Here is a 26,598-nt window from a genome sequence, read left to right as displayed (position 1 = left end):
TTCGGCACACCAGGCGGATCGAGTCAGCACGACAGGAAGCGCGCGATGAGTTCGATCTGCGGTCCCCGCGAGGGCGATCCGGCTGCCTTGGTGACTCGGCCTTCCATGCCGGCGCGTCCGTTCGCGGACCGGACGCAGATGAAGTAGAATGGATACTATGCGAATTTGAATTCAAATTCAAAGTATTTTTAGGAATGTAAGCCTTCGACCATGCCGACCAGTCCGAGAAAAACAGCCGCGACGCAGCCTAAGCGGGTCTCACGCCCCGACGGCGCGGCGACCCGTCAGCACCTGCTCGCGACTGCGGGCCAGGTGTTCGCCGAACGCGGTTTCGCGGATGCCACCAGCAAGGAAATTTGCCAGCGCGCGGGCACACCGATGGCGTCGGTGAACTATCACTTTGGCAGCAGGGAGGCGCTCTACGAAGCGGCGCTCGTCGAGGCGCATCGGCAAGTCGTGGGTCTTGACGAGTTAGCGGCGCTTGCCGCGAGCCTCGACGACCCCAGGGATCAGTTGCGTGCCATCCTTTGCCGTTTCGTCGGTCTTTCAACGAGCGCGGGCACGCCTTGGGGCTTCATGCTGATGTTGCGCGAAGTGCTGTCGCCATCGAAAGCGATCCCGGCGCTCATCGAAAAAGCGGTGCGTCCCAAAGCCGCATTCCTGCTCAAGGTGATCGGCGAAGTGCTGGGGCTGGACCCGACCACGCCCGTGGTTCAGCGGGCTGTGATGTTTACGGTGTTGCCCTGCATCGCCATGATGATCGCGCCCAAGCAGATGCAGTCTGCGCTATTGCCTGCTGCCGCAAAGGACAAGGATGCGCTTGCAGAGGATTTTGTGCGATTCGTGCTGGCAGGGCTCGATGCGATCGCAGTCGCTCATCGTTCAGAAGCCAGGTGAATCCGGCATTTCAGACAGCTTTTTCCATGGGGGTAGCTTCCATGACGGTAGCCAGGATTATCGCTTCGACATTTGGTGGTGCAGGTCGAGCGCGCCTCGGTCGATGCACGGCATCGCTTCTTGCAATCCTTTGGCTGCTCAGCGCCGAGTTTGACTAGGAAGCGGAACGATCGCAACATGTCATATTCATACAGTGCGGGATGCCTTTTTCGGCGTTATTGTGTCGACTTGGTGCGCCGCCATCTGTCGGCGGGCGGACCCATGGGCTACAACCTTGCAAATGCGCCATGGGTTTTTTCAGACGGTCTTGAACGACGGCGCGCTGTTGGAGATGTAGGGCAAGCGGCGGCGCGCTAGTGCGCCCGAAGCCGTTTCCCTTGTTGCCCAACACCCGAATCCGGGGCGAGAGGCATCGGCGTATCTGCAAGGTGAGACATTGATTTCAACCACAGAGTCGACTTTGAAACGACACATGCCACCAGCCAGAGGCAGATATTCAAAGCGTGCAATCGGCGCGGCCGCGATTGCCGCGATTCCGATCACAGGGTGTACAAATTCACCGTCCATCGGCGTGCTTGGCGCGTACTTTCCCGACTGGCTGTTCTGCATTGTCGCGGGCGTCGTGCTCACGGTCGTCATCTATCTGATTCTCAAGCGGCTGCAGGCCGACCATCTGGTGGGACCTTCCGCCGTCGTGTATCCCACGCTTGTCGCTTTGCTGGCGCTCGTTGTCTGGTTGATCTTCTTCCAACATTGAATCTTTGTCGGGTGGATGAATGGCGACTCCAGCCAGCAAGACATCGAAAAGAAAATGGCCGGCCATCGTGATCGTCGTGGTGACGCTGTTGCTGCTCGTCTATGTAATCCGGCAGTGGGACCGCACCCCTCGTACCGACGACGCTTATGTCTACGCGGACACGATCGACGTCGTGCCGGAGGTCAACGGCCGCATCGTCGAACTGGCCGTACGGGACAACCAGGCGGTGAAGCAGGGCGATCTGTTGTTCCGTATCGACCCGCGCCCGTATCAGGATGCGCTCGCGCGAGGCAACGCGTCGCTCGTCGCGCTCGATCGCCAGATCGAGTTGACCCAACGTACGGTCAACGCGCAGCAGTACAACGCGCAGTCGGTGCGTGCGGCGGTCGAGCGCGCGAGAGCTGCGGCCGGGCAGGCATCCGATACGCTGCACCGCATGGAGCCGCTGCTGTCGCACGGTTATGTGTCGGCGGAAGATGTCGACCGCGCGCGCACCGGGCAACGCGCCACGCAGGCCGAACTCAGCGCCGCGCAACTGCAGGCGCAGCAGGCGGCAGCGGCTGTGAGCGGCGTCGATGCGCTGGTCGCGCAACGTGCCGTTGTCATGGCGGAAATCGCGACTGCCGAACTGAACCTCGAGTATGCAACGGTGCGCGCACCGTTCGATGGACGCATCGTGTCTTTGAAGACATCGACCGGGCAGTTTGCCACGGCGCTCAAACCGGTCTTCACCTTGATCGACACGCGCCACTGGTACGTAGTCGCGAACTTTCGCGAAACCGAACTCAAGGGCGTCAGGGCGGGCACGCCAGCCACTGTGTACCTGATGAGCGATACGGGCCAGCGTTTCCAGGGGACCGTCGATTCGATCAGCTACGGCATCGCGCCCGATGAAGCCGGCCTTGCATTGCCGGGCGGATTGCCACGCATTCAACGCACGCTCAATTGGGTGCATGTATCGCAGCGCTTCCCGGTGAAGATCCTCATCGAAAAACCGAACCCGGAACTGTTCCGCGTCGGTACGTCGGCGGTGGCCGTGCTGGAACCCGGGCGCGGCAACGACGGCGAGCGCCATTGAGGAGCCCATGACCGCCGCCGACTACCTGCCCGTTTCGCTGCGCGACGCAGGCGCCTTCCTGATGCGCGAGCTTGCGCCGTTCCCCGGGCGTCTGAACGTGATGCTGCGCTGCATGCTGACGAGCGCCATTGTGATCGTCGTGTCGAATACGCTCGAGGTGCCGGAGCTCGCGCTATCGCTGCTGGTGGTGTTCTATGTCACGCAATCGAACGTGGTGGTCACGCGGCTGGTCGGCGTGATGTTCATGATCGGATCGACGCTCGCCATCGGCCTGTCGATCCTGCTGCTGAAATTTACATTCGACTATCCGTTGCTGCGCATCGTCATCGCGAGCCTGCTATTCCTGGGCAGCGTGTACCTGCTGCGGGTGCTCAAGATTGGCATCGTGTTCTTCATCGTCGCGATCATTGTGATTTACGTGCAGAGCTTCGTCGACCGGACCGATCAGGCCGACCTGCTGATCCGCGCGGTGTTATGGGTATGGGTCGCCGTCAACTATCCGATCGCGCTGACGCTCGTGGTCAATACGCTTTTGTTGCCCGTCGAGCCGAAATTGCAGCTCAAGGCGGAAATCCATCGACAACTCGCAGCGCTGGACGCGCGCCTGACGGAACTGATCGACGGCGGCACGAGCGCCGCGCCGGTCACGCTGGCGGCCGTTCAGCAAGGCGCACTCACGCTGCAGAAGTTGCTGCGGTTCACAACAATGCGTGATGCGCACTATCGCGAACATCAGGCGTCGCAGCTTGCATGCATTGCGACCGTGTCGCGGCTTTATCGCGGAGCGAGTGAGCTTCCGCCGAGTTGGCCGCGCGCCTCAGCCGCGCAGCTGGCGATGTTGCGCGAGTTGCGTGCGAACTGCCACGCGCTCGACGAAGCGGTGGCGACAGACGAGCCATATCGCTACGTGAGCACGGCGACACCTGAAGAGCGCAACGCCGCCGACACGATTCCTGCTGCTGCCGAATCGCAGCGGGCGCTGCGCGCATTCGCCGACCTGGCTGCGAGCGACCCGGCATCCGGCAAGCCGCCCGCGAGCGAGCCGATGATTGCGTCGGACGCATGGACCAATCCCGCCTACATGCGCTTTTCGCTGAAGACCTTGCTTGCCGTTCTGGTCTGCTACGTGTTCTACAACGCCGTGGACTGGCAGGGCATCCATACGATCATGCTGACCTGTGTGATCGTCGCGCTGCCGAGCCTTGGCGCATCGGCGCAGCGCGCGTTGCTGCGGGTGGCCGGTGCTGCCATCGGAAGCGCGCTGGCGCTGTTCATGGTCGTGTTCGTCGTTCCTCATCTCGACGACATTGTCGGTCTGCTGCTGATGACGCTGCCTGTCGTCGCGTTCGGAGCATGGATCTCGGCGGGTTCGGAACGGATCGGCTACGCGGGCGTACAGCTCATCTTCACCTTCTCGCTCGCCTTGTTCGAACAGTTTGGCCCAACCGTCAATCTGACTGAAATACGCGACCGGCTGGTTGGCATTCTGCTGGGCGTCGGTGTGGCGACGTTCGTGCAGATGTCGTTCTGGCGCGAGGGCGAGGGCGACGTGCTGCGGCAGAAGCTCGCCACCCTGTTGCGCGCGATCGCCGCACAGGTGCGCCCGTCGCAGGTCGGCGAAGAGCAAGTGGATGAGTTGCCTCATGCTCAGCGGCAGTTGCAGGCGTGGGCCGTGCTGACCGATTGCGAGACGACGCTTTCGCGCGTCGCGCTCGAACCCGGCTGGCAGGAAAGCGAGCAGTCGCAACTGACACTGCGCGCGCAAACGGTCCTCGCGCAGGGGCGCGAGATCATGCTGGCGGGTGACGCGTTGCGCAACACGTTGGTGGCTCAAGCGGGCTTGTCAAGCTCACACACCATGGACGCAGTGCGCGCAGCCCAGCAACAGGCCGGCACCGAACTCAACCGGTACGCGGATGAGCTGGCGGCCAACCCACCCGATGCGCGCGCGCCGCGCCGTATCGAGACCGCTGCGCAAGCGGGCGAACCGGCTCAGCCTGCCGATCAGTCGCTCATCACCGCAGCGGACGAACTGTTGCGGCAGATCACGGGCTTGCCGGACTGGCGTGCCGAGGCACCGGTCGCGGCGCACGCATCAGCGGCGGTACGAGCATGAAGGCGCGACCGGTTTTGTGCGCTCGACGATGGCGTCGCCGCGTGTTATGCCTCGCGTGGCTAACGTCCGTGCTGTCGGGTTGCGCGCTGATTCATCACAACGGCACGCCCCGTTCCGAGATCGCGCCCGAGCAGATCAATCTTGCGGACGACATCCATCTCGCACGCGACGGCTGGCCCGCCGCGCGCTGGTGGACGCGCTATCACGACGCGCAACTTGACGCCCTGATCGATCAGGCGCTCGCCGACGCGCCGACGATGGTGATCGCGCGCACGCGCGTCGCGCAGGCGAAGTCGGACGTGGAACTGACCAAAGCAGGATCCAACCTTCAGGTGGCCGCGCTGGCGTCGCTGGATCGCGAGCATATTTCCGCGAACGGTTTTCTCGGCCCGTTCGCGAAGAACGAACCGGCTGCGGGGCTGACCGGGCCGTGGTACACCGAGGGCGTCGTCGGATTGGGTGCAAGCCTGGATATCGACATCTGGGGCAAGCAACGCGCGGAGGTCGCTGCGTCGCTGGGTGTGAGCAATGCGCGGCTCGCCGAGACATCCGCTGTCGAACTCGAAATCTCGGCGGATGTCGCGCAGCTGTACTACGGCATTCAAACGACTTATCAGCTGATCGATCTGCTGAGTGACTCGCATGAGGTAGCGGTGTTCGCAGTGCAAGCACACGAAGCGCGCGCGGCGCGCGGCCTCGAAGCCCGCACCCTGCTCGAAGAAGCACGAGCGCAGCAACTGGCCATCGAACAGCAGATCGTGTCGGCACAAGGGCAGATCAAGCAACTTCGCGAATCGATGCGGGCACTGGTCGGCGCCGGACCCGTTGGCCTGCCCACGATCGAACCCGTCGCGCTGCCACGTTCGCAGGCGGCCCTGCCGGCGACGCTGTCGTACGAACTGCTGGCCCGGCGGCCCGATCTGCAGGCAATGCGATGGTATGTCGAGGCGTCGTTCGACAAGATCGATGCGGCAAAGGCGGCGTTTTATCCGAGCTTCGACATCAAGGCATTTTTCGGCTTCAACGCTTTGCACCTCGCCGATCTCTTCACGCATGCGAGCCAGCAGATCAACCTGATTCCGGGTTTGTATCTGCCAATCTTCGACGGCGGCCGGCTCAATGCGAACCTGAGCGGCGCGCGCGAGGGGAGCAACCTGTTGATCGAGCAGTACAACCAAGCCGTTCTCAACGCTGTACGCGATGTCGCGCAGACGGGCAGCCGTCTGCAGTCTCTCGATGCGCAGAAGGCTTTGCAGAAGCAGCGGATCGAATCGGTTACATTCACGAGAGACAGTGTGGAAGCCTATTATCAACGCGGACTCACGAGCCGGCTCGCGGCGCTCGAAGCGCGCCAGCCGGTGATCGCGGAACAGGTCGCCCTGCTTACGCTCAACGGTCAAGTGCTCAGTCAGGAGATTGCTCTGGCGAAGGCGCTCGGCGGCGGTTATCTCGCCGATCCGCCTGTTGAACTGAAGCCGCGCTGAACGGCGCGGCTATGCCGCTCAGAGCTGTTGTGATCGCAGCGATGCGAATTCCGCGCGGCACACGTCGCCAAACTTGCCGAGAATGTCGATCGAGCCATCCGCGAGCATCTCGCGAATCTCGATGAAAGACTTGTCTGGCGCGAGATAGGTGTCCACGATCTTGCGTCCGATCACGTCGGCTTCGTCCGCGACTTCAAGGGACGAGCGGAGGCGCATGCGGCTGATCTCCGCGTAGAGGTTGCCCAGGCCAGCGAGATCGGGCTCGTTGTGTTGCAGCGCGTGCACATAGCAATTCGTCGCTTGCTCAATGAACGCTTTGTACAGTTCCTGCCGCCACGCGAGATCATGCGCTAGCCACTCCGCGCGAACCTGGGTGCGTTGGGTCAGCCAGGAGGCAAGAACCGAAGTCAAGCCGCCGATCGCGGCACCGACAAGGGCAGCCAGGGCAGAGATAACCGATGCGTTCATGGACTGTTCTCGCGTGGTCATTCAGCTATCCATAGTAATGCAGTGGTGTGTATTTTTGAGGGCAGTCGATCCCACGGAACGCGATGACGGCTGAAGCTGCGCAAAGGCGTGCCCTGGCAAAGGCCGACGGCCGCCGCACGCGTCGAAAGCCGGCTGCTGCGAATCCGGCGCGCTAAAATTATCCATGCACCGCGCTCGCGACAAAGGATGGCGACAGAATGACGCTCATGGCCGAACCTAATCAACCACACACCTCGTCTCCGGCACCGTTCGGCATTGACCCGTTGCAGGCGCCAGCACTGTTGCGTCGCCTGCTGCGCGCCAAAGACCGAATGGACGCTGCCTCGCACGAGGCCTGGCCTGTCGAACGATTGGCTGCGGTCAGTGGCGTCTCCGAGGCCCATTTCGCGCGCTCGTTCAAGCAGGCCTTCGGCATCCCGCCGCATCGCTATCTGTTGACGCGGCGCATCGAGCAAGCCAATACCCTGCTGCGCGACACCGCGCTCAGCATTACGGAAATTGCCTTCGCCACCGGCTGGGAGAGCCTGGGCACCTTTGGCCGCATCTTCCGCGATATTAACGGTCGGAGCCCGAGCGCCATGCGCCGGGAGGCGCAGGCCGCCATGCAGCAGATCGACCGCGTACCCGCTTGCGTTCTGAAGGCCGCTCAGCGTCCCGATCTCACCATCGCAGTTTTGGAGAAGCGCCGCCGTGCGGCCAAAGGTACATTGCGGCCATCAACCAAGGAGGTGTCATGAACCAGGGTATCAGTGTGGTGGGCGTGTACGTCGACGATCAGGACGAAGCGCTGGAATTCTACGTCGGCAAACTCGGATTCCGCGTGCATACGGACGTGGTGAACGGCGCCTACCGGTGGCTGACAGTCCAGCATCCGGACCAGCCTTCGTTCCAGCTCGGGCTGTTCAGACCCGGGCCGCCCATTCACGACGATGCCACCGCGCAGATCCTGCGCGCGATGGTCGCGAAGGGCGCCATGCCGCCACTCGTCCTGCTGGTGTCCGATTGCCGCGCGAGCTATGCCCGGCTAAAGGAAAGTGGCGTGGAATTCACCCAGGAGCCGGTGGACCGCTATGGCAGCGTCGACGCTGGTTTTCGCGACCCCGCCGGCAATGGGTGGAAGATGATTCAGGAGCCGCGGAGCACGACGTGAATAGTCGCCCCCGTCGCGCCGACGCTAGCGTCGTTCTGGTATGAGGTAGCGGGGAATTGAGCCCACTCGCCAGTGGAAGACTTGAGCACTAATCGACACAGGCGTATCGACACCTTGCCAGTCGCGCAGTATGTATTTTCCCGGCGGCAGGCTCACGACCGCGTCATGTTGCTTGCCGTCGACGGTCCAACCGGCGATAACCGGATCGTCGGTTCCGTATTGATATGCCTTGACGTTCTCCGAGTCGATTAACGCCTTCACCCACGGTCGCTTGCCAACTGTGCTGCTTAATACGGATGCCGCGACGAATGCCGGTTTCGGTGTCAGGTCGTAATGCAGCAACCCAAAGTTATGTTCGATGTTGTAAGGGTCGGTGCCGTCATCGACAAAGTCATACCAGAACAGGACGCGAACCGTGCCATAGCGGCGTGACAACAAATAGCTGCGCACCAGATTGGCCGCTTGCATGGCCTCGTCTTGCCCCGGTTCCTTGGGATTGACAGGCCAGCCCATCTCCGTCACCCAAACTTGCAGAGGTCGGCCGTCTGTTTTCACCCGGTCGGCGATAAAGTCCTTCAGATAGGGCCACACTGTGGGGATGCTCACCGCGTCGATTGGTGCGTCTACGGTTCGGTAACCCTTTTCTGGCGTATTCGGCGACATATATGGATGGACGCTAAAGCCCGTCTGGTCGTTTAGTCCTCCTTCCTTGAGCAGGCCGACCACACAGTCGCCGCCGGGGCCGCCGCCCGAGCCGCCGCCGCCGCAGGAAATCACCGATGCGTTGGGATCCACATCTTTAATCGCGCCGAACGTTTCCCACAACAGCGCAAGATAGGCGGCGTAGCTGATCTTGCTAAAGTCAGGCTCATTCCACACTTCCCAATGGCTAACTGTTCCGCCGTAGGGTTCAGCCACAGTGTCGTCGCCGTATCGCGCCACCACTGCATCGACGTATGCTGCAAAGCGCGCACGGGCATCAGGTGAAAATGGAAAGTCCGATTTCGGAAACAGGGCAGGGTAGGCATCCGCGTTACCGCCGCCAAGTACGATTACAGTCGAAATGCCGAGCCGTTTGCTCAACGCCAGGTAGGCGTCATAGCTCTTGGGAAACTTGAACACACCGGGCTTTTTCTCGATTGCCGACCAATAGAGGTCGTCCCGAATCCACGAAAACCCAGCCTGCTTGACGAGCGGCAGCAGCACCGATGCAGGTGGTGTGACGCGTTGAGCGAAGTGCGTGCCGACCCCGAAGTCGGAAGGGCCGACTTCGTCGCGTTTCGTGACGACAGCCAGCGTGCTCGTGGTCTTGCCGAGGATTTCCCCATCCGATGATTTCAAGGTTGCGTCGACACGGAATAGACCGGAACGTGGGATCAGTACTTCGACGTCGATGGCCTTGCCACCCTCCATGCTGCCGACGCTTTTCTCGTACGAGGCGAGTGGCGCGGGCGCCGCCTTGCCGTCGCTGTCGTAGGAAAAAACGCCGACTGTCATTTTCGCGGCGCGCAAACGGGCCGGCGACAAGACCTTGAACTGGAGGATCTTCTTTCCGCTTGTCAGGTTGACTTGCGAGCCGGGCGGGTTGACGAGTTGCAGCGTCACCTGCGCGTATGAGCCGCCTGAGAAAGCCAGAAACACCAGTGCGGCCAGCGCAGTGCGCCAGGGTATGCGTGATCTGAACAGGCGGCGGCGGCGATGAATCGTCGGCATCGGATCAACCCTCGTTGAATCGCTGATGAAAATGGTCCGGTCGGTTTGACGAGCGGAGAGGCGGGTGCTGCAGCAACTGGAGACAACGCGGGGCACCGCGTCTTCTGCGGCGGGCAGACCCAAGATAGGGTGCGCTGGGCCACTCGTCAGTACGACATCGAACTTTCGGAGCATTCATCGCCGGGCGTGCGTTTGAACCACAGCGTGTTGCTTGCGCGTGCCAGATCACGTCCGCGATCGGTATTTCATCTGGAGAATCAATCAAACGTCTGACGAGAAGTGGGACGCCTGCGGGCGGAATTTCGCAGTGGACTTCGGAGCGAGCGTGGTTAAAAGATTTTCTATGGGGACTAATGGAAAACCCTTCACTCGTTTAAGGGTCGGCATCTTTTTGAGACAATTGATTCAAAACGTTATTCATCAGACACCTTAACCAGCGATTAACGTATTTGTATGAATAATTAGTCTCACTATTTGATCTTTGTATTGCAATTCGTTTCTCTGGAAACAAGGCGCAGGAGCGCTAGCAGAGAGGGATTGAGCACAAAAATTAAGATTTGAGAACCCCAAATTAATAGGTAAATAATTTTTTCATCAGTGCGCGTGCACAACATCCGTATGTTCGGTGGCGCACATATGTTCTCTTTTTCGATACGCGTAATGCGGATATTTGCTTTTCGGAATTGGTCTGGAGATAGTTCGCCTTATTGCTGCGCTTTTACATCCAGTTACAACATACGAAAAAGTCGGGCACATATACTGCGATCCCCAACCGAACTGCGTAAGTTGTACTCATGACCTTACCCAACCGACCGAAAAATCAGCAACATCTTCCACTGTCCGTCCCTTCTCTGGTTCCTACTGAATCCGTCCCTCGAAGGAAGTTCCTCGCCGGTCTCATCGCGGGCGCCGGGTCGATTGCGCTTTCCGCGTGCGGCGGCGGCGGAAGCGGCGACTCGCCTGCGGCGGTGGCCAACGACGCCACCGTGGCCAACAAGGCGGGCTCAAACGGCTTCACAGTGACCGCTCCTGCGGCGAACGCGACTGTATCTGGCACCATCACGGTGAGCGGCACGGCCGGCACCACGTGGCGCAACGTCGCCGTTTATGACCACGCCACGGTTGCCAAGATCGGCCCCGACACGACACCCAGCGGCGGCAAATTTTCCGTCCAGGTTGACACGACGAAATTGTCCGTGGGATCGCACCAGATCGACGTGGTCGCATTTTCGGTGGCGGCTGGCCAGGCCGGCGGCACCAAGACCACACAGACCATCACGGTCAACGTCACTCGGGCAAGTTCCGGGTCGACTTCGGGCAATCTGTTCTACGGCATGAATGGCCACCTTGCGTGGCCCGACGGCATCTACCACACCATGTCGGCAGCTGCGCAACTGGCACTGCTCAAAGATCTCGGCGTCACGAACTATCGCGTGGACGTGGCGGATGCCGGCATGGCTCAAACGGTGGCCAACGCGCTGACCGGCGCGTTCGCCGGCAGCGGCGTGGCCATCATGCCGTGTATTAACGCGGCTTCGACTGCCTATAACCAGAACGGTTCGGAATCGGCCGCCTACACGCTGGGCTACAACCTCGGCGCCTCGATTGCCAAGCCGCTGAAAGGCCTTGTCAAGTACATCGAGTGTGGCAACGAACTCGATTCGGACGGTCTGGTTACGAACGGTGACGGCAGCAATACAAATAACTATAGTCCCGCGATCTGGCCGGCATTCCGCGGCGTCATTCGAGGCATGATCGACGGTGTGAAGGCAATCGATCCGACGATCCAGTGCGGTGTCAACGTTGGTATCCCGCTTGCCTATCGCGCCCAGCAGATGCTGTGGAGCGGTATCACGCCTGATGGCTCCGTTAACGGCGTTTCCGGTGCAACTCCGGTCCGTTGGGACTACACGACGTTCCATTGGTATCAGAGTTCAGGCGATATCACCTGCGGTTGGCGAAACAACGCCTGCGTGAATGTGCTGCAGATTCTGAAGGACTCCTTTAACCTGCCAATCTGGTTGACGGAATGGGGTTGGGAGGGGAGCCAGGTTACGCCGACGCAGCAAGCCAGTTACGTAACCCAGGCACTGACGGAGTACCGGTCGCTCAAGGATCAGTTCAACATTCAGTCGGTCCAGATGTACTGCCTGATCGATCCTGACTTCGGCCTCATACAGGCGGACGGTGTCACGAAAAACCCGTCCTACTCGGCGTTCAAGAAATTCGTGGCCGCCAATCCGGTCTGACCTGAGCCATTACACTACTGTGTTGGGGTAGCAAACCCCGCTCCCGCAGCCCGCGCGCTTCCTGCAAGCCGCGGGCTGTTTCTATTTGGCGGGCAACACCTCGGATAACGCGATTTGGGAGTCTTGTGCGGTAAAGCACAGACGCTATCGCTGCGGCGCCGCAATCTGTCAGGTGAGACCGGACTGCAAGACCCCTGCCGCCAACGAGCCCCCTGATCCCCACCAAAGCGTGATGATGCCTGATTCAATCTGATGCGCCGTTCGATCGGCGAGGCGCGTTCGGGGAGAGGATTTGCCGGTTAGTGGTTCACTCCGGCTCCAACAAACAAGGAGTTCGTCGTATGAATCCGAGTGTTTCCCGTACTCCGCCAATCGTGCTACAAAATAACGCTGATGCATTGTCAGCCCGTGAACTGGCACGTCAGATCGTAGATAACGTGTGGTTGATCGCCGGCATTGTCGCGCTGGTCACGGGACTGGCCGCGCTTTATGCATTCGCGGCGACCCCAATATATTCCGCCGATGCGTTGGTCAAAGTTGATTTCCCTCAGCCCTATGCGCTCGGTGAAGCGTCAAAGGCGCAGGAGCGGGTTATTCCGCCCACGCTACCCACCGAGGCTGAGATTCAGATTATCCAAAGCCGGAGCGTGATTGCGCCGGTGATCAGGAAATTCAAACAGGATACCTTAGTAATACCGAAGCGCGTCCCTGTTATTGGGGCGATGATTCGGCAATTCGCCACACCGGGCTCGCCGATGCCGGCTCCCATCGGCTTGAGTTCCTATGCATGGGGCGGAGAGGAGGCGACCGTCGGTTCGCTGACCGTGCCGGCCCGCCTCGAAGACCAATCATTGAAGTTGACCGCGCTTGCTGACGGCCGCTACCGTCTCGCCGATCAGAACGGGCGGACATTGCTTGTGGGCACGCCCGGCGTGCCGTCTCAAGCCAATGGCGTTGCTCTCACGATGGATCGGCTCGTTGCACGCCCCGGAACCGAATTCACGTTAGTGCGCTTAAGTGAGGCCAAGGCAATCGAACGTTTCCAGCATCAGTTGAAGGTCAGCGAATCGGGTAAGGACACCGGTGTCGTGCAGATCGTCTACGAAAACACCGATCCGGAATTGGCCCGGTCGATCGCCAACGGCATCGCGCAAGGCTATATCGCGTCTCATATCGCGCAGCACCGCGCCGAGGCCCTTACCACTCGGGACTTTATCATTGGAGAACTGCCGCAGCTTCGCGCCAACCTGACGCAGGCAGAGGCCGAACTGAGCCAGTACAGAACTGCATCGAGTTCGATGCAGGCGGGTACCGAAGCCGCGTCCTACCTGCAGGGAAGCATTGAGTTCGATCGCCAGATCGCGACACTCAAGGTACAGAAAGCAGCGTTGGAAAGTCATTTTGCGCCGAACTCGCGTGACGTCCAGACTATCGTTAGCCAACTTGCACTACTTCAAAATGCCAAGAGTGCATTCGAAGCGCGCTTCGACCAGTTACCCGCGTCAGAGCGTCGCTCGGCCGACCTCACGCGTAACGTCAAGGTGGCCGAGGACATCTATGTCGCGATGGTCAACAAATCCAACGAACTCGCGGTGACGCAGGCTGGGACGCTTGGGAACGTACACATCATCGATACCGCGTTGTTGCCCGTTGACCCTGTGAAACCCAAGCGCCCGCTGGTGATCGGCGTGGGCGCCGCCGGCGGCCTGATCGCGGCGTTCCTGTACATCTTTATCCGGCGCCTATGGTCTTCCTCGCTCGAGAATTCGCTGGTAGCCGAGCGACATCTGAACCTGCCTGTTTTTGGCCACGTGCTGTTCAGTGACGAGCAGGCCCGCCTGGACCGTGCGCAGAATTTGAACCTGCCGCCGGCAAAGAAAGGGCTTTCGGGCCGAGCACAGCAAACAGGGGACGAGAGGGTAACGGGATCGCCGCCGAGATTGACCTATGGGGGCTCTGCTCCGCAAGACCCCGTGTTGGCCGGCGGCCGCTTCCTGCTCGCCACCGACGGCTATGACGACATGCCGCTCGAAGCTTTGCGAAGCATACGTGCGTCATTGCAACGGCAGATTCAGGACGCCCCGAACAACGTGCTTGTCGTGACGGGCGCAACGCCCGGTACTGGAAAAAGCTTTATCTCGTCAAATCTGGCTGTCCTGAGCGCGGAAGCTGGCAAGCGGGTGTTGCTGATCGACGGCGATATGCGCCGAGGCCATTTGGCCGCCATCATGAAGCGGACCAACAGAGGTGGCCTCGCTGAAATTCTGAGTGGTGAGGTCGATGCCGGTGCCGTCACTCAAAACACCGACGTTCATGGACTCTCGTTCATCGCTGCGGGCCGGTATCCGTCCAATCCGTCCCGGTTGCTCTCGACACCTCGCATGCAACAACTACTTGACCGTCTTGGCGGACTGTATGACGTGGTCATCATCGACACACCGCCAGTGCTGGCAGTTAGTGATGCAAACCTGATCGCTTCTCTCGCGGGATCGACAGTGCTCGTGGTACGCCCGAACGCTCAGAGCGAACGAGAGCTGGAGGACACCGCGCAAGGTCTCGAGCGTGCGGGTGCGCGTCTGATCGGCATGATATTCAACGCGATGCCACGACGGCGCAGTGAAAAACGCAGCTACAGCTATGCGGCGGCCTACTCCGCGGCAAGTACTCCGCCACCTGCAGAGCATGGCGCTTCGTGATCGCAACCTGACGGTTGTTGCGCATCTTGCATTGAGAAAGCAATGTACTCCAGACTAGTATCCGTACTTTTCTATATGTTTTTTACCTGCGTGATTCTCAATCCACAGGTGGACGGGACCACGCTTTACTTCTATATCGTGATTCCGTTTCTGGATCCGGATTTTTCCCGCTTTCTCGCGAGTACGGCACGCCGCTGGGTCGGCCCATTGCTGATTGCGGCTTTGGCATGCGCGCTAACTTCTCCTTCGGCAGCCGTGCGGGTTCTGTCGATCGGCATCTGCATCGGTTACCTGATGTACACGGCAGAGCGCCGCATTAGTTACCTTCATCCGTGGATGGTCATCAACATTCTGTTCGCAACCGTGCAGTTTGCGATGTACTACATCGATCGTGACTTCTCGTACCAGCTCGGCCCAACGAATCTCTCGCAGCTGATCTGGGGCGACAACGCGACAATGACGTACACGAACTTCTATGAGGTCTTCTTCTTTACCCGTGTCTCGGGATTCTCGCGCGAGGCGGGGTTCTTCTCTTCGCTGCTTGCGGCGTCGCTTATCCTGCATCTTTACAGCGATTCGCCCAATAAAAAACTCATCGCTCTTTATCTCTTCGGTCTTTTCATCAGCTTCTCGAAGTCGTCGATGGTGCTTTTCCTTTTTGCAGCGGTCTATCCCTTTCGCGACAGGTTGCGCTCGATCCATCCGCTGGTGATAATGGGCGCCTACTACGTGGTGATGTCAGTGATTTCGGTGTACCTTGCATCCAACGACTTTTTCGGATCGGACACATTTGGCCACCGGTTGGCCGGCTACGCGTTCATGTTCGACGCGCGGCTGGAGGATATCGTTAAGGGCGTCACTGCAGCAGAAATCATGGCCCACTACAAATATCTTCCATACATCCGCTTAATCCAGGAAGACATGGCGCTCGGTGCGCTGTTTGGCGGTCTTCCCGCCACAATTGCGGAATTGGGGCTGTTCGGTGCACTTGTCGTTTTCGCCGTCATTGCGTTTACCGCGAGCGATGGTTTCGTCATGATGATATTCCTGTTTATAAGTGCGACTGTCAACGTGACTACTGTCACTTCCTTCATTCCGCTCGCGTATTTGATTTGTTACTGGCCGCGATTCGCGGCATATAGCGCACACCGTGTGGAAAACTTGAGTCGATACCAGCCACTTCCAAAGTATTGCAAGACAAGTTGATCGTGTCGAAACGACGAGTGCAACTTCGCTCCACCCGCGCATTTTGTTTTTTTGATCTGTGCGGGGATGTGCGCGTTGGATTCCGAAAAGTCCAGCATTTCGGGGCGCGAAAAGTGTCCGCCAGCTGCCGCTGGTGACCCGTCGTCCGGGTATGCACAGGCACCCGGCAGCTAGGACCCTCGGTGCCCTGCTATTTACCGCGGTCGCATTGGGCGCGGCGTCCAATGCAACGACGGACACGTCGGTTCGTTTGAACAGCCTGCCACGGCTCCAGGCCATTTGCCGCAGGAATGTCTGCTTGAATCCGCGGCGGTCCGATGCCATTGCAAAAGGCGTGGGGGCGGGACTGCGCGCGCACCGTTGTGGGACAACTGGGCACAGGGTAACTTTTTGTTTAAAAGCTCAGCCAACCTGAACTCGTGGTTCGTTTAAGTCTGAACTATTTGGAATTTGGCTCATTTAACTTTGAACCTCCTGAAGCGCATTCAACCCTATAAGGGCCGATATCCACGCTTCAGTCCTGCGCGGCCCCGTCAGCAGCGTCGTCCTGCACCAGTGCGCGCACGAGCAGGTACACGGCTGGCAGGTTGTCGTCGTCACGCCGCCAGTCCACGGGTTCGTCGAGATCCATCCCGGACAACCGGCTGTCCTCAAACCGGACAAACGTCGAACGTACGATCTCGTTGTGTCTCGTCACGAAGCCCCGATTCTCAAAGACCTGTTCGTCGATTACGAGCAGCGTGCGCCAGGTGGGCAATCGCGCGCTGTTTGAGTAACGGCGACGACCAGTATCGAGGTGACGACCTGCGACCGTGGCAATGATCTGCTGCAGATCGAGCGACGCGCTGCGGAGCGCGCGTTCGAGGGCGGCAGGGTTGAAGTCGTGGACTTCCATATCGGGAGCAGCGTCGTTAACCATATTGTTATTTCCCTGAGGACTCGCAGTAACTCGCAGCATTAAAGTCGATGCTTCAACAACGCCCGGTTTCGCTGTGCCAACAACTCGCGGATCTGGGCTAGATAGTTATCGCCGACCGTGCAGTCTTCAACAGGCCGGCTATGTTGATGAGGGGCAGGCGGACGCACGCCGAGATAGCGGCACACGGCGGACACGTACGGTTTGCCGTTACTCCCCAGATGCCGCGCCGCAGCGGCCACGCGCACGTCTCCAACATGCTTGCGTAACCACGCGAGCGTTTCGCGGTCGCCGTCGTTCAAGATGCGGATGAGTTGATTCATGACCGATCCTGTATATAAAAACAGTACTGTAAATTTATACAGTATTTGACTTGGATGCAAGTCAATTCGCAGGATGTCGGATTTAGCGGAGGAGAGGCTGACGATCGGAGTCGGTGCGCAGCTGGCGGTCGGGCACGCCGAGGCGGCTGACGACGCGCCTCGGCTCGATCATCTGGCGCGAGATGAGCGTTTACAAAGTCCAGCGAGCGTGATGTTGGAGGCGCAACTATTGTGGCGTTATCGCATCAGCAAATGTGGGCATGCAGGAATGCCCACACTGCCATGAGCGTTCCTACCCACGAAGATCTATCGATTAGCCCGCGTGCTCGAGCACGCGCGTCGTCTGAACTTTGCGCGGCCGGTCACGCAGCAGCAGGGGCATCAAACGTCGATTAGCTGTCTGCGCCGCCCACTCGCAATATGTGGCGCTGCCGAGCACCCAGCCCTTGAGCGTCGACTGCATCAGGTTATCGACATCGCGTTCGTCGAGGGCCTGTGCGGCGAGATCGCGGTAAGCCTGCTGGCGCTCCGACGGCGTATGACCGAGCGCCCGGTAGAGCGGATGATCCTTGATGAAGCTATCGACACGCAGCCCGACGTGGTGCGCGTAGCTCGACCACCGGTAGTTTCCCGGCTCGCCCACGACGCGGTTGCGCACCGGCGCATGATCGATGACCTGGCTCGCGAGCAGGAAATACCGGTCGGGCTCGATCACGGTCGCGCGGTACTCGCCGCGCCACACCGTGCCGCGGCGCCCATGGCGCCGGTTGAAGGTGTCGATATAGCGACGGCCGATCGCCTGCATTGCCATGGCTACGCTCGACTCGTACGAAGGCGTGACGAGCAACTGTACCGCGTCAGGCATGAGTACCCACGCGTGGACGGCCAGATCGGCGACGCGCGCCGCGTCTGCCAGGCAGGCAAGGAAGTACCGGTAGTCGCCTTCGTCCAGGAATGCAGGCCCTGTGAGCCCCTGCAGGATAACGTGCTGTGGTTGGTCTGGGACGTAGTGCCGTGCAAGCCGTGTCATGCTGAATTAAGCGGAAATCCGATGTGAGAAAACGATCCGACAGGTATCGGGCGCGTGGCATTGCGTAACGTGCGCATCGGAAGAAATTCTATCGGTCATGTGCGTGCGTTTGCGTCACGAACAGGGCTTTTTTATGGCTTCTTTTCGTTGATTTGCCGGTCGCAGCAGCATCTTTTTATGTCACCGCTGAATGCAGCGGCGCGCTTTACGTCTCCGGCCGCTCCGGTTGTGTCATCCGGCGCTAAATACGTGTCAGGCTACACAACAGTGCGGTGGTTGAGGGGATCTCCAAAGAAAAGAAGCCCGCGCGAATGGCGGGCTAAATCCACATCATGAAGACACGGAGGAGACGTTGATAAAGGTCACCTCATATCCTCGAATAACTTCGCATGACCGCTTGATTTTCTCGAGGTGGCCCGGAAGCTCGTACCTATTTGATCTTCGCTGCAGCGGCGACTTTGCGCACCGCCTCTTGCGGGTCTTCGTTCGAGTTCATGAAACCCGTCACGACGTCGGTAATCGCGCCTTCGGTGGCTGAGGACTGAACATCACCAAACGCGAACGACGGAAAGAACGTGTTGGATTTGATTGTGGTTTGCTCGTCTGCGTACGACTTCCTCGCGCAGGCGTCGAATTTGTCCATTGCAACATCCTGCCTCACCGGAATGGAACCCTTGTAAAGACTGAATTGCTCCTGGAAGGCGGGGGACATGATTGTCCTGGCCAACGCAAGCTGTCCAGGCGTCGCTTCTTTCTTGCCGTTCTGCTGGAAAAACACGAACGAATCTACTGTGTAGGTGAAAGCGTTCGACGTACCGGGCGCAGCCGCGCAGATATAGTCAACGTCGGCCTTCTTGTTCGCATTGGCGAACTCACCTTTCGCCCAGTCCCCCATGAATTGCATCCCGCCCGAGCCGTTGATGACCATGGCGGTCGCGAGATTCCAGTCGCGACCAGTCGAGCCTTTGTCGAAGTAACCCTGAATCTTCCGGACAGTCTGGAACACCTGCAACATCTGGGGCGAAGTGAGTGTTTTCTGGTCGAGATCGATCATGGCCTTGCGATAAAAATCCGCGCCCTGAGAAAGTACGACCGTCTCCCAGATGGTCATGTCTTGCCAAGGCTGGCCGCCACGCGCGACGGGCGTAATGCCCGCAGCCCGGAACCTGTCGGCTAGCGCGAAGAACTCGGGCCATGTCGTCGGCGGCTTGCCGCCCACTTTGTCGAGGGCGGCTTTGTTGATCCACAGCCAGTTGATTCGGTGGACCGAGAATGGCGCGGCCACATAGTGGCCTTTCGACATCGTGGTCTTGTTGATCTGCGCTGGAAGCTGCGCTTTCCAGTCGGTCGCGGACTTGTCTATATCGACCAGCACGCCTTGATCAGCCCAGTCCTGTATCAAGGGTCCCTTGATCTGCGCAGCCGACGGCGCGTTGCCGGACATGACCTGCGTTTTCAACGCCGTCATGGCAGCCGCACCCGCTCCTCCGGCTACGGCGAAGTCTTTCCACTCGTAACCCTGTTTATTCATGTCGTCCTTAAGCACTCTGATCGCCTTCGATTCACCGCCCGAGGTCCACCAATGCAATACCGAAAGCGACTCGGCAGCACTGGCGACCTGTGCGTTTGTGGCGAGCGCCGCTGCGACAATTGCAGCTGACATGAGTGTTCTGTTCATTGCTGTCTCCGTTTATTTTCTTTATGAATCACCAGACAGGCGCACGCCGCGAAGGCGTGCGCCAGGGTAGCGCTTACAGGTCGAAACCGAGTTGGGCTTTACCGAGCGGTGTCAGATCTCCGACGGTTGCGCGTCCCACGAAGTCGACTTCGAAATGGTCAGTGGGGAAGTCAGGCGGACTCTTGCCCTCAAGGAAGCTAGGCAACTGGCGCTTGAGGTATTCGTCGTTCTTGGCGCACGCAGGCGCCGACGCGATATACATCACGTTGCTGTAGCCTGCGCCGCGGTGCGCGTCTTCCACGGCGTGGATCACGTCGCTATGCCAGAACACGGTGTCGCCCGCCTGCATGTGGGGAATCGATGAAAGAGCGTCGAAAAGCGGCGCATGAAATTCCGGCTTGATGGAAAGCGCGCGGCCTGGCATCGCGCCGCACAGGTCGTCGTCGGCGACATCGTCCTGGAGGGCGCGCAACAGGATATAGGCCATCGAATTCGCAATCGGTACGAGTTGCAACGTCCCGTCCCCGGGACCTTGCGGCGTCAGTGCGGTCCAGCCCTGAAACGTGCGGAACATCGAACATACGGCGGGCGACGCAATCTCCTCTACGTCCGGCCGGAACGCCGCGTCGAACGGATCATATCGACGCCAGTTGCCGTCGAAAACATGCCGGTACACCTTGCGGAAGTTCGCCCCGATCCACCGCTCGACCGAGCCGCCGTCGCAGTGCGCGGACAAGCCCAATGACTCGGAACCAGGCGGCCGTCGACGCATCCGGTCCGCGTAAACCGGCACCCGCTCTGGATCGAAATGGACCCGGCCTTCACTCTCATTGCGCCATAAACGGTTCAGAAAGACACGGGCCGCAGTCAGCGATGGCGCCTGACGTGCGAGGACCTGCGGCTTTGACCAGTACACGCCGTAAATCTGTGGTTTGCTCGACGCGAGTTGGCCAAAGTATTTGTCCTCGGCGCGGTTCTGCAGGCGCGCATCCAGGTCGTTGCGTTCGACGTAGTCCGCGATGTCGCGGTCCCAACCTTCCACCAGAGCGCGGTCGAATACATTGCGGATCACACACGCGCCACGCGTTTTGACGAGCTCGATCTGCTCGGCGCTCACGCGCTGCTCCGCGATGTCGGAGAACTGGATTTCGGGGATCACGTTTTCGCCGCGATCGCGTTGCGCGGCAATTCTGCTGGCTTCGGCTCGGATTGTTTCATCCACCTCGGCGAAAACATCACGGTAGTTCGGAAGTCGCGCGCGAAGCTCCTGCTTGGCCTGCCGGATGGCTGCCGGCAGATCGTCGATGATGAGTGCCATGTCGTCTCCTTGTGGGTTCTGCTATGTCCGCAGGATAGGCCGACCGCATCCACAAAAGTGATACCATTCAGACAATTTCTTTGCGCTTTCTGCCATGAAACCAGCGTACGAACATGTCGAATTTGGCGACGACTGCTCGGTCCGGGTTTACCATCGGCGTCTGCCGCGCATTCCGTTCGAATGGCACCATCATCCCGAGTACGAACTGACTTTGACGTTGAATAGTCAGGGCAAGCGTTATATCGGGGATTCGATTGCAGACTATGTAGAGGAAGACCTGGTCCTCGTGCCGCCGAATCTTCCTCATACGTGGGCGTCGAACCGCTCGATTGACGCCGCGTCCCCTCAGGTTGCGATCGTGATCTGGTTCGGCGGCGACTGGGCGCGGCGACTGGCGGATGTCTGCCCGGAATATGCGCCTTTGCGTAATCTGCTACGGCGGGCGGCGTGCGGGCTGGCATTCGGTCCCGAGGTCGGCGTCGCCATGCACGGCCAGCTCGACAATCTGCTGTCCAGCGCGCCGCGACAACGCCTTGCGATCGTGCTGAACGTTTTGTGCGCGCTAGCGGAAGCATCCGGTGAACCGCTCGCTTCGCCTGCCGCATTCAGCGACCGGAAAGAGGGTCCTTCGGGCCACGAACCGGAGCGTATCAATCGCGTGCTTTCGATGATCGATTCGCGCTTCGCTGAGCCGCTGCGTTTATCCGAACTTTGCGAGGCTGCGAACGTGTCGGAGCGTTCGCTGGCGCGCTACTTCGAGCAGCACATTGGAGAGAGCGTCGGGCGATATATCGCGCGGGTCAGAATTGGACACGCGTGCCGGATGCTCGCGCATACCTCCACGCCTGTTTCCGTCGTTGCAGCCCGGTCTGGATTTCCGAACGTCGCCAACTTCAACCGACAGTTCAAGGCGTTGAAAGAACTCACACCCGCTGCTTACCGCAAACAGTTCGCGGCTGGCGATATCGCCGAAACAGCAACCGGTCCGCGGATCAACGAACGCTCACCTTCATTGCAACGGAACCCGCGACTGGCGAAATCCATTGCGTAACGCCGGCGAGCGGCTGGGCGCCGAAATATTCGCAAGAGAACGACGCTGCGATATTCCATTGGGTCGCGGCGGTAGGCTCGAAGGCGGCAGGAGATAGTTATGCGCCCACCGTGCAGTCCTCGACAGGCCGCCTATCTCGACGAGCCGCCAATTTGCAAACCGACGGCGTCCTACAAAGCAGCCGAGCGCAACGATGGGTGCCCGCCTGGGCCGTAAAAGCGTAAAAGGTTTACCGTTGCTGCATGGCCGACTGGTTCGCAGCCTGGCGTTGTGACGCCATCCGGTCAGCTTGCAATCGAGCTTCAGCGTTGTTCAGCCTGGTCGGGTAATCCACATCGTCAGGGATAGGGTTGTACCCAGCGCGTTCGAGGTCAGCAAGTTCCGCGCGTACTTGTGCTCGGGTTACCGGAGCGTCGGTTTGGGCAAACGAAGCTATTGGAGAAGAGGCGAGCAACGCGAGCGCGGTCGCAAGGACAATCTTTTTCATCACACACCTATTCGGGCCGTGTTCGGCCGTTACGGCAAGCACCCGAACGAGTATAGCTGCCGAAATATAGTTAGTTACCCTTGAAAAAACAAAAGTGAATTGCGAAACGCGATTTCTGCGCGCCGGATTTCAGCCCTTTAAATGGAGCGCAAAAACGCTGCGGACACGCCCCGCTGGAGGTCGGATGAAAGGTTCCGCGAACGCGCTATTTCCTTGGTGAGTTGCATGACCGTGCGGCAAGCGAGTGTCAGTTCGCCGTGGGGCGACATGGCAAGCGCAATGAAGCGAGGCACTGTAGGTTCGACCACCATCGACGCCTGCAGCCGGCACTCCTTTTCAAGGTTGGCAATCGCGTAAGGTCCGAGCAACGCATAGACGCCGCCATCGGCAACGATATGCGCCTGCAGACTCAAAGAGTCCGCTTCCGCCGCAAAGTTCAGGGAGATCCGGTGTTCACCGGCAATTTGCTCGAGTCGGTCGCGCCAGCTGTTGGGGCGGCAGAAAGAGACCAGCGGAATCCCATCGAGTTTTGAAAAAGCAATCGTAGGTTGCTTTAACAAAGGATCGCCCTCTGCGCCGACCAGGTAAGTCGCGGCCTCAACCAGATACTCGTCACCGTTTTTCGGCGTTGGACTGTTTCGAAAAAGTATTGCGATGTCGACGCTGCCGTTTTCCAACCACGTTTCCAGCAACGCACCTTGACCTTCGCGAACCTGTAGTTGCACCAGCGGATAAAGTTCTCGAAGGCGATGGTAAAGGGTGCTGACAAGCGGATGCGCGGTTGAGGGCAGGATCCCAATCCTGACCACGCCGATTGGCTCTCCCGCCGTACTGCGGATGTCGTTTGACAACTGCTCTGTACTGGCCAGCCATACCCTCACGCGCGGGGCGATACGCGCGCCCAACTCGGTCAATACCACGCCTCTTCCGGTTCGCTGAAACAAACGGCCGCCGCAGTACTGCTCAAGCTCAACAATCTGGCGACTGATGTGCGGCTGACTTGTCCCATATGCAACCGCGGCCTTGCTCAGGCTCCCGAGTTCCGCGGCGTCGATAAACAGCTTCCAGGCAGCGTAGTCCACCGCTAGGCCCCTCGATGAGATATGTCAAATGAGTATAGCTGAAATGTGCAGTTAGACAGTTCCCGCATGAGTCGTCCCTCCCTACACTGCAACGCATGCACCGTTGTTCCGGCTTGAAGCGAAACGAGCAGCGGGCTCTCCTCTGCGAAAAGAGGAGCCGAAAAGCTCAATTTGGATGGAGACGTCATGAAAGCGATCGATCTGCGCGGTTTGGTCCCGGCACCCGTTACACCCTTCACCCGCGACGGAGCGGTGGACCACGCAGCAATTCAACGGCTGGGTTCCTGGCTCGGCGGCATCGAGGGAGTTAAAGGTCTGACGGTTCTTGGCCACGCTGGCGAAGGTACGTTCCTCACACAGAAAGAACAGGCCGAAGTTATCCAAAGCTTCGTGAAGTCCGTTGACGGCAAGATCCCGGTCATCGCCGGTATCACGCTGGAAGGCACCGAAGTGGCTGTCGAAGAAGCGAAGCGTGCCGTGGAAGCCGGTGCGTCGGCCGGTCTGGTGTACCCGTCGCACGGCTGGCTGCGCTTCGGTTATCAGAAGGGCGCACCGCAAGACCGATATCGCGCCATCTACGAAGGCAGCGGCCTGCCGCTCATCCTGTTCCAGTATCCGGATGCCACCAAGGCAACCTACAACCTCGAAACACAACTGGAAATCGCCGCGCAGCCTGGCGTATTCGCGATGAAGAACGGCGTGCGCAACATGCGCCGCTGGGACGTGGAGATTCCCATCATTCGCCGCGAGCGTCCGGAACTGCAAATCCTCACCTGCCACGACGAATATCTGGTGCACACGATGTTTGATGTCGATGGCGCGCTCGTCGGCTATGGCGGCCTGGCCCCCGAGCCGCTCATCGAACTGATCAAGGCGGGCAAGGCGAAAGACTACAAGGCAGCTCGCGCGATCCATGATCGCCTGCTGCCCGTGACGCGCAATGTGTACCACCGCGGCTCGCACATGGAAGGCACCGTTGCACTCAAGCACGGCCTCGTGGCCCGCGGCATTCTCGAGCACGCGACGGTGCGCTCGCCGTTGCTGCCGCTCGCGGAAGGCGCGGACGTCGAGATCGCTGACGCGCTTCGTTCAGCCGGCCTCGTCGACTGACGGGGGAGCGGCACACCTTAGCCGCATGACGATAGCGAAGCGATGCTTCGCTTCGCTATAAGCGTTGAGCAGTAACGGCGACTCGCGAAACCTCGTTCCGCGAGTCGTCCATAACAGGATCGGGAAACGACCAAAAAAGCTCCCACGTCGCGACACAATAAGAGACAAAAGCGATCGGTGCTTCAAAAACAGGAACAAGACCGAGGGTCCATAAAATGCAGCTTTACAGGAGACAGCATGAACACCCCTTCGACCGCCTACGGCGTGGGCATTGGTCAACCACAGAGCGAAACACGCGCGGTCAGCGAGCAACTGCGTGCGGCGAACCTGCTGTTCCGCATCGAGAACGTACCGTTCTGCAGGTGGCACACCAAGGCACGCATCGTCATGGGCAGCGCGACCCTCTTTGACGCGTTTGACGCCCTCTCGCTTGCTTTCGTGCTTCCGGTGCTCGTCGGCCTCTGGCATCTTTCCCCCGGCCAGATTGGCGCGCTCATTGCCGCCGGCTATCTTGGCCAGATCGTAGGAGCGTTGGTGTTCGGTTGGCTTGCCGAGCGCATTGGCCGGGTGCCGAGCGCCACGATAACGGTCGGTGCCATGTCCGCAATGAGCATCGTATGCGCCTTCACCGGCAACTTGCCTATGCTCTTCTTGATGCGCTTCCTGCAAGGTATTGGAGTAGGCGGAGAAGTGCCCGTGGCGGCCACTTACATTAACGAACTTTCTCAAGCCCATGGCCGAGGACGTTTCTTCATCCTGTACGAACTCATTTTTCCGCTGGGTCTTCTTGCGGCCGCGCAACTCGGTGCCTTCATCGTCCCACGCTTCGGCTGGGAGTACATGTTCCTTATCGGCGGGATTCCGGGCATCGCCGTAGCGATCCTGATCGCACGCCTTCCGGAATCGCCGCGTTGGCTCATTGCAAGGGGGCGTTTCGATAAGGCGGAACGAATCATCGAGCGTCTGGAGGCAAGCACGGCGAAGCGCAGCCTCGACACACAAACGCAGCGGGCCGAAGTCGACGAGCGTGTTGTGAGCCTTCTGAACGGACTCCAGTCGAAGAAGAAAGGAACCTGGAAAGAGCTCTTCTCCCCGTTCTACAGAGGACGCACCGTTGTCGTGTGGTTGCTCTGGGCGAGCTCCTATTTTGTGGCCAATGGCATTAACAACTGGCTGCCCAGCCTCTACAGGACCGTCTACCATCTGCCGCTGCAAGAGTCGCTTCACATGGCGTCAATCTCGAATGTTCTCAGCACGTGCGGGGTGCTTGCCTGCGCGTTACTGATAGACCGTGTAGGGCGCCGCCGCTGGGCAATGGCTTGTTTCATCATCAGCGCCATACTGCTCGCCGCTCTGGGCATTCATGGAGCCGGCAGCGCATGGTCAGTGATGCTCCTGGGATCGTCGGCCTACGCCGTGATAGCAACCACGACTGTACTTCTGTACCTTTACACCCCTGAAATCTATCCGACCCGGATGCGCGCCATCGGTACTGGTCTCGCGACTTCCTGGTTGCGAGCAGCCTCTGCTGCAGCGCCAGCGATCGTCGGTGTCGTATTGACAGGGAAGGGCATCGCTGCGGTATTCGTCATGTTTGCCGTGGTCAGCGCAGTGGGTTTTTTCGTCGCCGCGCGAATGGTGGAGACGACCAATCGCGCTCTCGAAGAGATCTCCCCGTAGCTTCTTGAGTCGCTGTGACTCCTTCTCCGGATATGACTCCAGGGAAGGAGCCACCTGGCGCGTAATACCGTTAGCTTTGCCGACATGC

22 protein-coding genes are annotated in these 26,598 nt (G+C 59.6%); 13 read left to right on the top strand and 9 right to left on the bottom strand.

The window, feature by feature from the left end; genetic code table 11:
- Positions 1 to 210: 210 nt before the first annotated feature.
- The 5 genes from B0G71_RS16300 (at position 211) to B0G71_RS16275 (ending at position 6,332) form a co-directional block, all read left to right on the top strand.
- Positions 211 to 897 (top strand): TetR/AcrR family transcriptional regulator, encoded by a 687-nt coding sequence (locus B0G71_RS16300; protein ID WP_116119084.1) that lies wholly within the window; start codon positions 211 to 213, stop codon positions 895 to 897.
- A 472-nt stretch (positions 898 to 1,369) separates the two neighbouring features.
- Complete coding sequence (locus tag B0G71_RS16290) at positions 1,370 to 1,654, top strand: YtcA family lipoprotein (RefSeq protein ID WP_116142746.1); 285 nt, start codon at positions 1,370 to 1,372, stop codon at positions 1,652 to 1,654.
- Between the two features lie 19 nt (positions 1,655 to 1,673).
- Positions 1,674 to 2,732, top strand: coding sequence for a multidrug transporter subunit MdtN (gene mdtN, locus B0G71_RS16285; protein WP_116142745.1), 1,059 nt, complete (start codon positions 1,674 to 1,676; stop codon positions 2,730 to 2,732).
- A gap of 7 nt (positions 2,733 to 2,739) precedes the next feature.
- Positions 2,740 to 4,848 (top strand): FUSC family protein, encoded by a 2,109-nt coding sequence (locus tag B0G71_RS16280; protein WP_116142744.1) that lies wholly within the window; start codon positions 2,740 to 2,742, stop codon positions 4,846 to 4,848.
- The gene (locus B0G71_RS16275) at positions 4,845 to 6,332 is read left to right on the top strand and encodes an MdtP family multidrug efflux transporter outer membrane subunit (protein ID WP_116142743.1); all 1,488 of its coding nucleotides are present in this window, start codon (positions 4,845 to 4,847) and stop codon (positions 6,330 to 6,332) included. The genes B0G71_RS16280 and B0G71_RS16275 overlap by 4 nt, the downstream gene beginning before the upstream one ends.
- A gap of 18 nt (positions 6,333 to 6,350) precedes the next feature.
- Here B0G71_RS16275 and B0G71_RS16270 read toward each other — a convergent pair whose 3' ends face one another.
- Positions 6,351 to 6,821: a hypothetical protein gene (locus tag B0G71_RS16270; protein ID WP_241974457.1), complete on the bottom strand. Its 471-nt coding sequence runs from the start codon at positions 6,819 to 6,821 to the stop codon at positions 6,351 to 6,353.
- 206 nt (positions 6,822 to 7,027) lie between these two features.
- On the opposite strand from B0G71_RS16270, the gene B0G71_RS16265 reads away from it, so the two are divergent.
- Both B0G71_RS16265 and B0G71_RS16260 read left to right on the top strand, forming a co-directional pair.
- Entirely contained in the window at positions 7,028 to 7,558 is a 531-nt protein-coding gene (locus tag B0G71_RS16265; protein WP_116148653.1) for a helix-turn-helix domain-containing protein, read from the top strand.
- Positions 7,555 to 7,971 (top strand): VOC family protein, encoded by a 417-nt coding sequence (locus tag B0G71_RS16260; RefSeq protein WP_116142741.1) that lies wholly within the window; start codon positions 7,555 to 7,557, stop codon positions 7,969 to 7,971. The genes B0G71_RS16265 and B0G71_RS16260 overlap by 4 nt, the downstream gene beginning before the upstream one ends.
- A gap of 24 nt (positions 7,972 to 7,995) precedes the next feature.
- On the opposite strand, the gene B0G71_RS16255 is transcribed toward B0G71_RS16260, so the two are convergent.
- Positions 7,996 to 9,684, bottom strand: coding sequence for a beta-glucosidase (locus B0G71_RS16255; RefSeq protein WP_116142740.1), 1,689 nt, complete (start codon positions 9,682 to 9,684; stop codon positions 7,996 to 7,998).
- A gap of 794 nt (positions 9,685 to 10,478) precedes the next feature.
- Between B0G71_RS16255 and B0G71_RS16250 the strand changes: the two genes are divergently transcribed.
- The 3 genes from B0G71_RS16250 (at position 10,479) to B0G71_RS16240 (ending at position 15,835) form a co-directional block, all read left to right on the top strand.
- On the top strand, positions 10,479 to 11,933 hold the full coding sequence (locus tag B0G71_RS16250) for a glycosyl hydrolase (protein WP_116142739.1): 1,455 nt from the start codon (positions 10,479 to 10,481) through the stop codon (positions 11,931 to 11,933).
- Between the two features lie 341 nt (positions 11,934 to 12,274).
- A complete protein-coding gene (locus tag B0G71_RS16245) occupies positions 12,275 to 14,629 on the top strand; it encodes a polysaccharide biosynthesis tyrosine autokinase (protein WP_116142738.1) in 2,355 nt (784 codons plus the stop codon).
- Between the two features lie 42 nt (positions 14,630 to 14,671).
- On the top strand, positions 14,672 to 15,835 hold the full coding sequence (locus tag B0G71_RS16240) for a hypothetical protein (protein WP_116142737.1): 1,164 nt from the start codon (positions 14,672 to 14,674) through the stop codon (positions 15,833 to 15,835).
- 514 nt (positions 15,836 to 16,349) lie between these two features.
- Here the strand turns inward: B0G71_RS16240 and B0G71_RS16235 are convergent.
- The 5 genes from B0G71_RS16235 to B0G71_RS16215 form a co-directional block, all read right to left on the bottom strand.
- Complete coding sequence (locus B0G71_RS16235) at positions 16,350 to 16,754, bottom strand: DUF2471 domain-containing protein (RefSeq protein ID WP_116142736.1); 405 nt, start codon at positions 16,752 to 16,754, stop codon at positions 16,350 to 16,352.
- Between the two features lie 38 nt (positions 16,755 to 16,792).
- Positions 16,793 to 17,074 carry a hypothetical protein gene (locus B0G71_RS16230; RefSeq protein ID WP_116142735.1) on the bottom strand — a complete coding sequence of 94 codons (282 nt, stop codon included), beginning with the start codon at positions 17,072 to 17,074 and terminating at the stop codon, positions 16,793 to 16,795.
- Positions 17,075 to 17,387: 313 nt separating this feature from the next.
- Positions 17,388 to 18,104 (bottom strand): transposase, encoded by a 717-nt coding sequence (locus B0G71_RS16225; RefSeq protein WP_116142734.1) that lies wholly within the window; start codon positions 18,102 to 18,104, stop codon positions 17,388 to 17,390.
- A gap of 430 nt (positions 18,105 to 18,534) precedes the next feature.
- Entirely contained in the window at positions 18,535 to 19,782 is a 1,248-nt protein-coding gene (locus B0G71_RS16220) for an ABC transporter substrate-binding protein (protein ID WP_116142733.1), read from the bottom strand.
- A gap of 73 nt (positions 19,783 to 19,855) precedes the next feature.
- Positions 19,856 to 21,100: a DUF1479 domain-containing protein gene (locus B0G71_RS16215; protein WP_116142732.1), complete on the bottom strand. Its 1,245-nt coding sequence runs from the start codon at positions 21,098 to 21,100 to the stop codon at positions 19,856 to 19,858.
- 94 nt (positions 21,101 to 21,194) lie between these two features.
- Here B0G71_RS16215 and B0G71_RS16210 point away from each other — a divergent pair, with 94 nt between their 5' ends.
- Positions 21,195 to 22,151 carry an AraC family transcriptional regulator gene (locus B0G71_RS16210; protein ID WP_116142731.1) on the top strand — a complete coding sequence of 319 codons (957 nt, stop codon included), beginning with the start codon at positions 21,195 to 21,197 and terminating at the stop codon, positions 22,149 to 22,151.
- 229 nt (positions 22,152 to 22,380) lie between these two features.
- Here B0G71_RS16210 and B0G71_RS16205 read toward each other — a convergent pair whose 3' ends face one another.
- Both B0G71_RS16205 and B0G71_RS16200 read right to left on the bottom strand, forming a co-directional pair.
- Entirely contained in the window at positions 22,381 to 22,638 is a 258-nt protein-coding gene (locus tag B0G71_RS16205; protein WP_116142730.1) for a DUF4148 domain-containing protein, read from the bottom strand.
- A gap of 137 nt (positions 22,639 to 22,775) precedes the next feature.
- Positions 22,776 to 23,720, bottom strand: coding sequence for a LysR family transcriptional regulator (locus B0G71_RS16200; protein WP_116142729.1), 945 nt, complete (start codon positions 23,718 to 23,720; stop codon positions 22,776 to 22,778).
- A gap of 186 nt (positions 23,721 to 23,906) precedes the next feature.
- Between B0G71_RS16200 and B0G71_RS16195 the strand changes: the two genes are divergently transcribed.
- Both B0G71_RS16195 and B0G71_RS16190 read left to right on the top strand, forming a co-directional pair.
- Positions 23,907 to 24,830: a dihydrodipicolinate synthase family protein gene (locus tag B0G71_RS16195; protein WP_116142728.1), complete on the top strand. Its 924-nt coding sequence runs from the start codon at positions 23,907 to 23,909 to the stop codon at positions 24,828 to 24,830.
- A gap of 237 nt (positions 24,831 to 25,067) precedes the next feature.
- Complete coding sequence (locus B0G71_RS16190) at positions 25,068 to 26,510, top strand: MFS transporter (protein WP_116142727.1); 1,443 nt, start codon at positions 25,068 to 25,070, stop codon at positions 26,508 to 26,510.
- Positions 26,511 to 26,598 lie beyond the last annotated feature (88 nt).

It is taken from the genome of Paraburkholderia sp. BL27I4N3 (genome assembly GCF_003386115.1).
GTDB lineage: Bacteria > Pseudomonadota > Gammaproteobacteria > Burkholderiales > Burkholderiaceae > Paraburkholderia.
The sequence above is the reverse complement of the archived record's forward strand: the minus strand, read 5'-3'. Positions and strand labels throughout refer to the sequence as shown.

Excerpts from the sequence above, each read along its gene's own strand:
- B0G71_RS16300 (WP_116119084.1), top strand. The coding sequence starts at position 211 with ATGCCGACCAGTCCGAGAAAAACAGCCGCGACGCAGCCTAAGCGGGTC.
- B0G71_RS16290 (WP_116142746.1), top strand. The coding sequence starts at position 1,370 with ATGCCACCAGCCAGAGGCAGATATTCAAAGCGTGCAATCGGCGCGGCC.
- mdtN (WP_116142745.1), top strand. The coding sequence starts at position 1,674 with ATGGCGACTCCAGCCAGCAAGACATCGAAAAGAAAATGGCCGGCCATC.
- B0G71_RS16280 (WP_116142744.1), top strand. The coding sequence starts at position 2,740 with ATGACCGCCGCCGACTACCTGCCCGTTTCGCTGCGCGACGCAGGCGCC.
- B0G71_RS16275 (WP_116142743.1), top strand. The coding sequence starts at position 4,845 with ATGAAGGCGCGACCGGTTTTGTGCGCTCGACGATGGCGTCGCCGCGTG.
- B0G71_RS16270 (WP_241974457.1), bottom strand. The coding sequence starts at position 6,821 with ATGACCACGCGAGAACAGTCCATGAACGCATCGGTTATCTCTGCCCTG.
- B0G71_RS16265 (WP_116148653.1), top strand. The coding sequence starts at position 7,028 with ATGGCCGAACCTAATCAACCACACACCTCGTCTCCGGCACCGTTCGGC.
- B0G71_RS16260 (WP_116142741.1), top strand. The coding sequence starts at position 7,555 with ATGAACCAGGGTATCAGTGTGGTGGGCGTGTACGTCGACGATCAGGAC.
- B0G71_RS16255 (WP_116142740.1), bottom strand. The coding sequence starts at position 9,684 with ATGCCGACGATTCATCGCCGCCGCCGCCTGTTCAGATCACGCATACCC.
- B0G71_RS16250 (WP_116142739.1), top strand. The coding sequence starts at position 10,479 with ATGACCTTACCCAACCGACCGAAAAATCAGCAACATCTTCCACTGTCC.
- B0G71_RS16245 (WP_116142738.1), top strand. The coding sequence starts at position 12,275 with ATGAATCCGAGTGTTTCCCGTACTCCGCCAATCGTGCTACAAAATAAC.
- B0G71_RS16240 (WP_116142737.1), top strand. The coding sequence starts at position 14,672 with ATGTACTCCAGACTAGTATCCGTACTTTTCTATATGTTTTTTACCTGC.
- B0G71_RS16235 (WP_116142736.1), bottom strand. The coding sequence starts at position 16,754 with ATGGTTAACGACGCTGCTCCCGATATGGAAGTCCACGACTTCAACCCT.
- B0G71_RS16230 (WP_116142735.1), bottom strand. The coding sequence starts at position 17,074 with ATGAATCAACTCATCCGCATCTTGAACGACGGCGACCGCGAAACGCTC.
- B0G71_RS16225 (WP_116142734.1), bottom strand. The coding sequence starts at position 18,104 with ATGACACGGCTTGCACGGCACTACGTCCCAGACCAACCACAGCACGTT.
- B0G71_RS16220 (WP_116142733.1), bottom strand. The coding sequence starts at position 19,782 with ATGAACAGAACACTCATGTCAGCTGCAATTGTCGCAGCGGCGCTCGCC.
- B0G71_RS16215 (WP_116142732.1), bottom strand. The coding sequence starts at position 21,100 with ATGGCACTCATCATCGACGATCTGCCGGCAGCCATCCGGCAGGCCAAG.
- B0G71_RS16210 (WP_116142731.1), top strand. The coding sequence starts at position 21,195 with ATGAAACCAGCGTACGAACATGTCGAATTTGGCGACGACTGCTCGGTC.
- B0G71_RS16205 (WP_116142730.1), bottom strand. The coding sequence starts at position 22,638 with ATGAAAAAGATTGTCCTTGCGACCGCGCTCGCGTTGCTCGCCTCTTCT.
- B0G71_RS16195 (WP_116142728.1), top strand. The coding sequence starts at position 23,907 with ATGAAAGCGATCGATCTGCGCGGTTTGGTCCCGGCACCCGTTACACCC.
- B0G71_RS16190 (WP_116142727.1), top strand. The coding sequence starts at position 25,068 with ATGAACACCCCTTCGACCGCCTACGGCGTGGGCATTGGTCAACCACAG.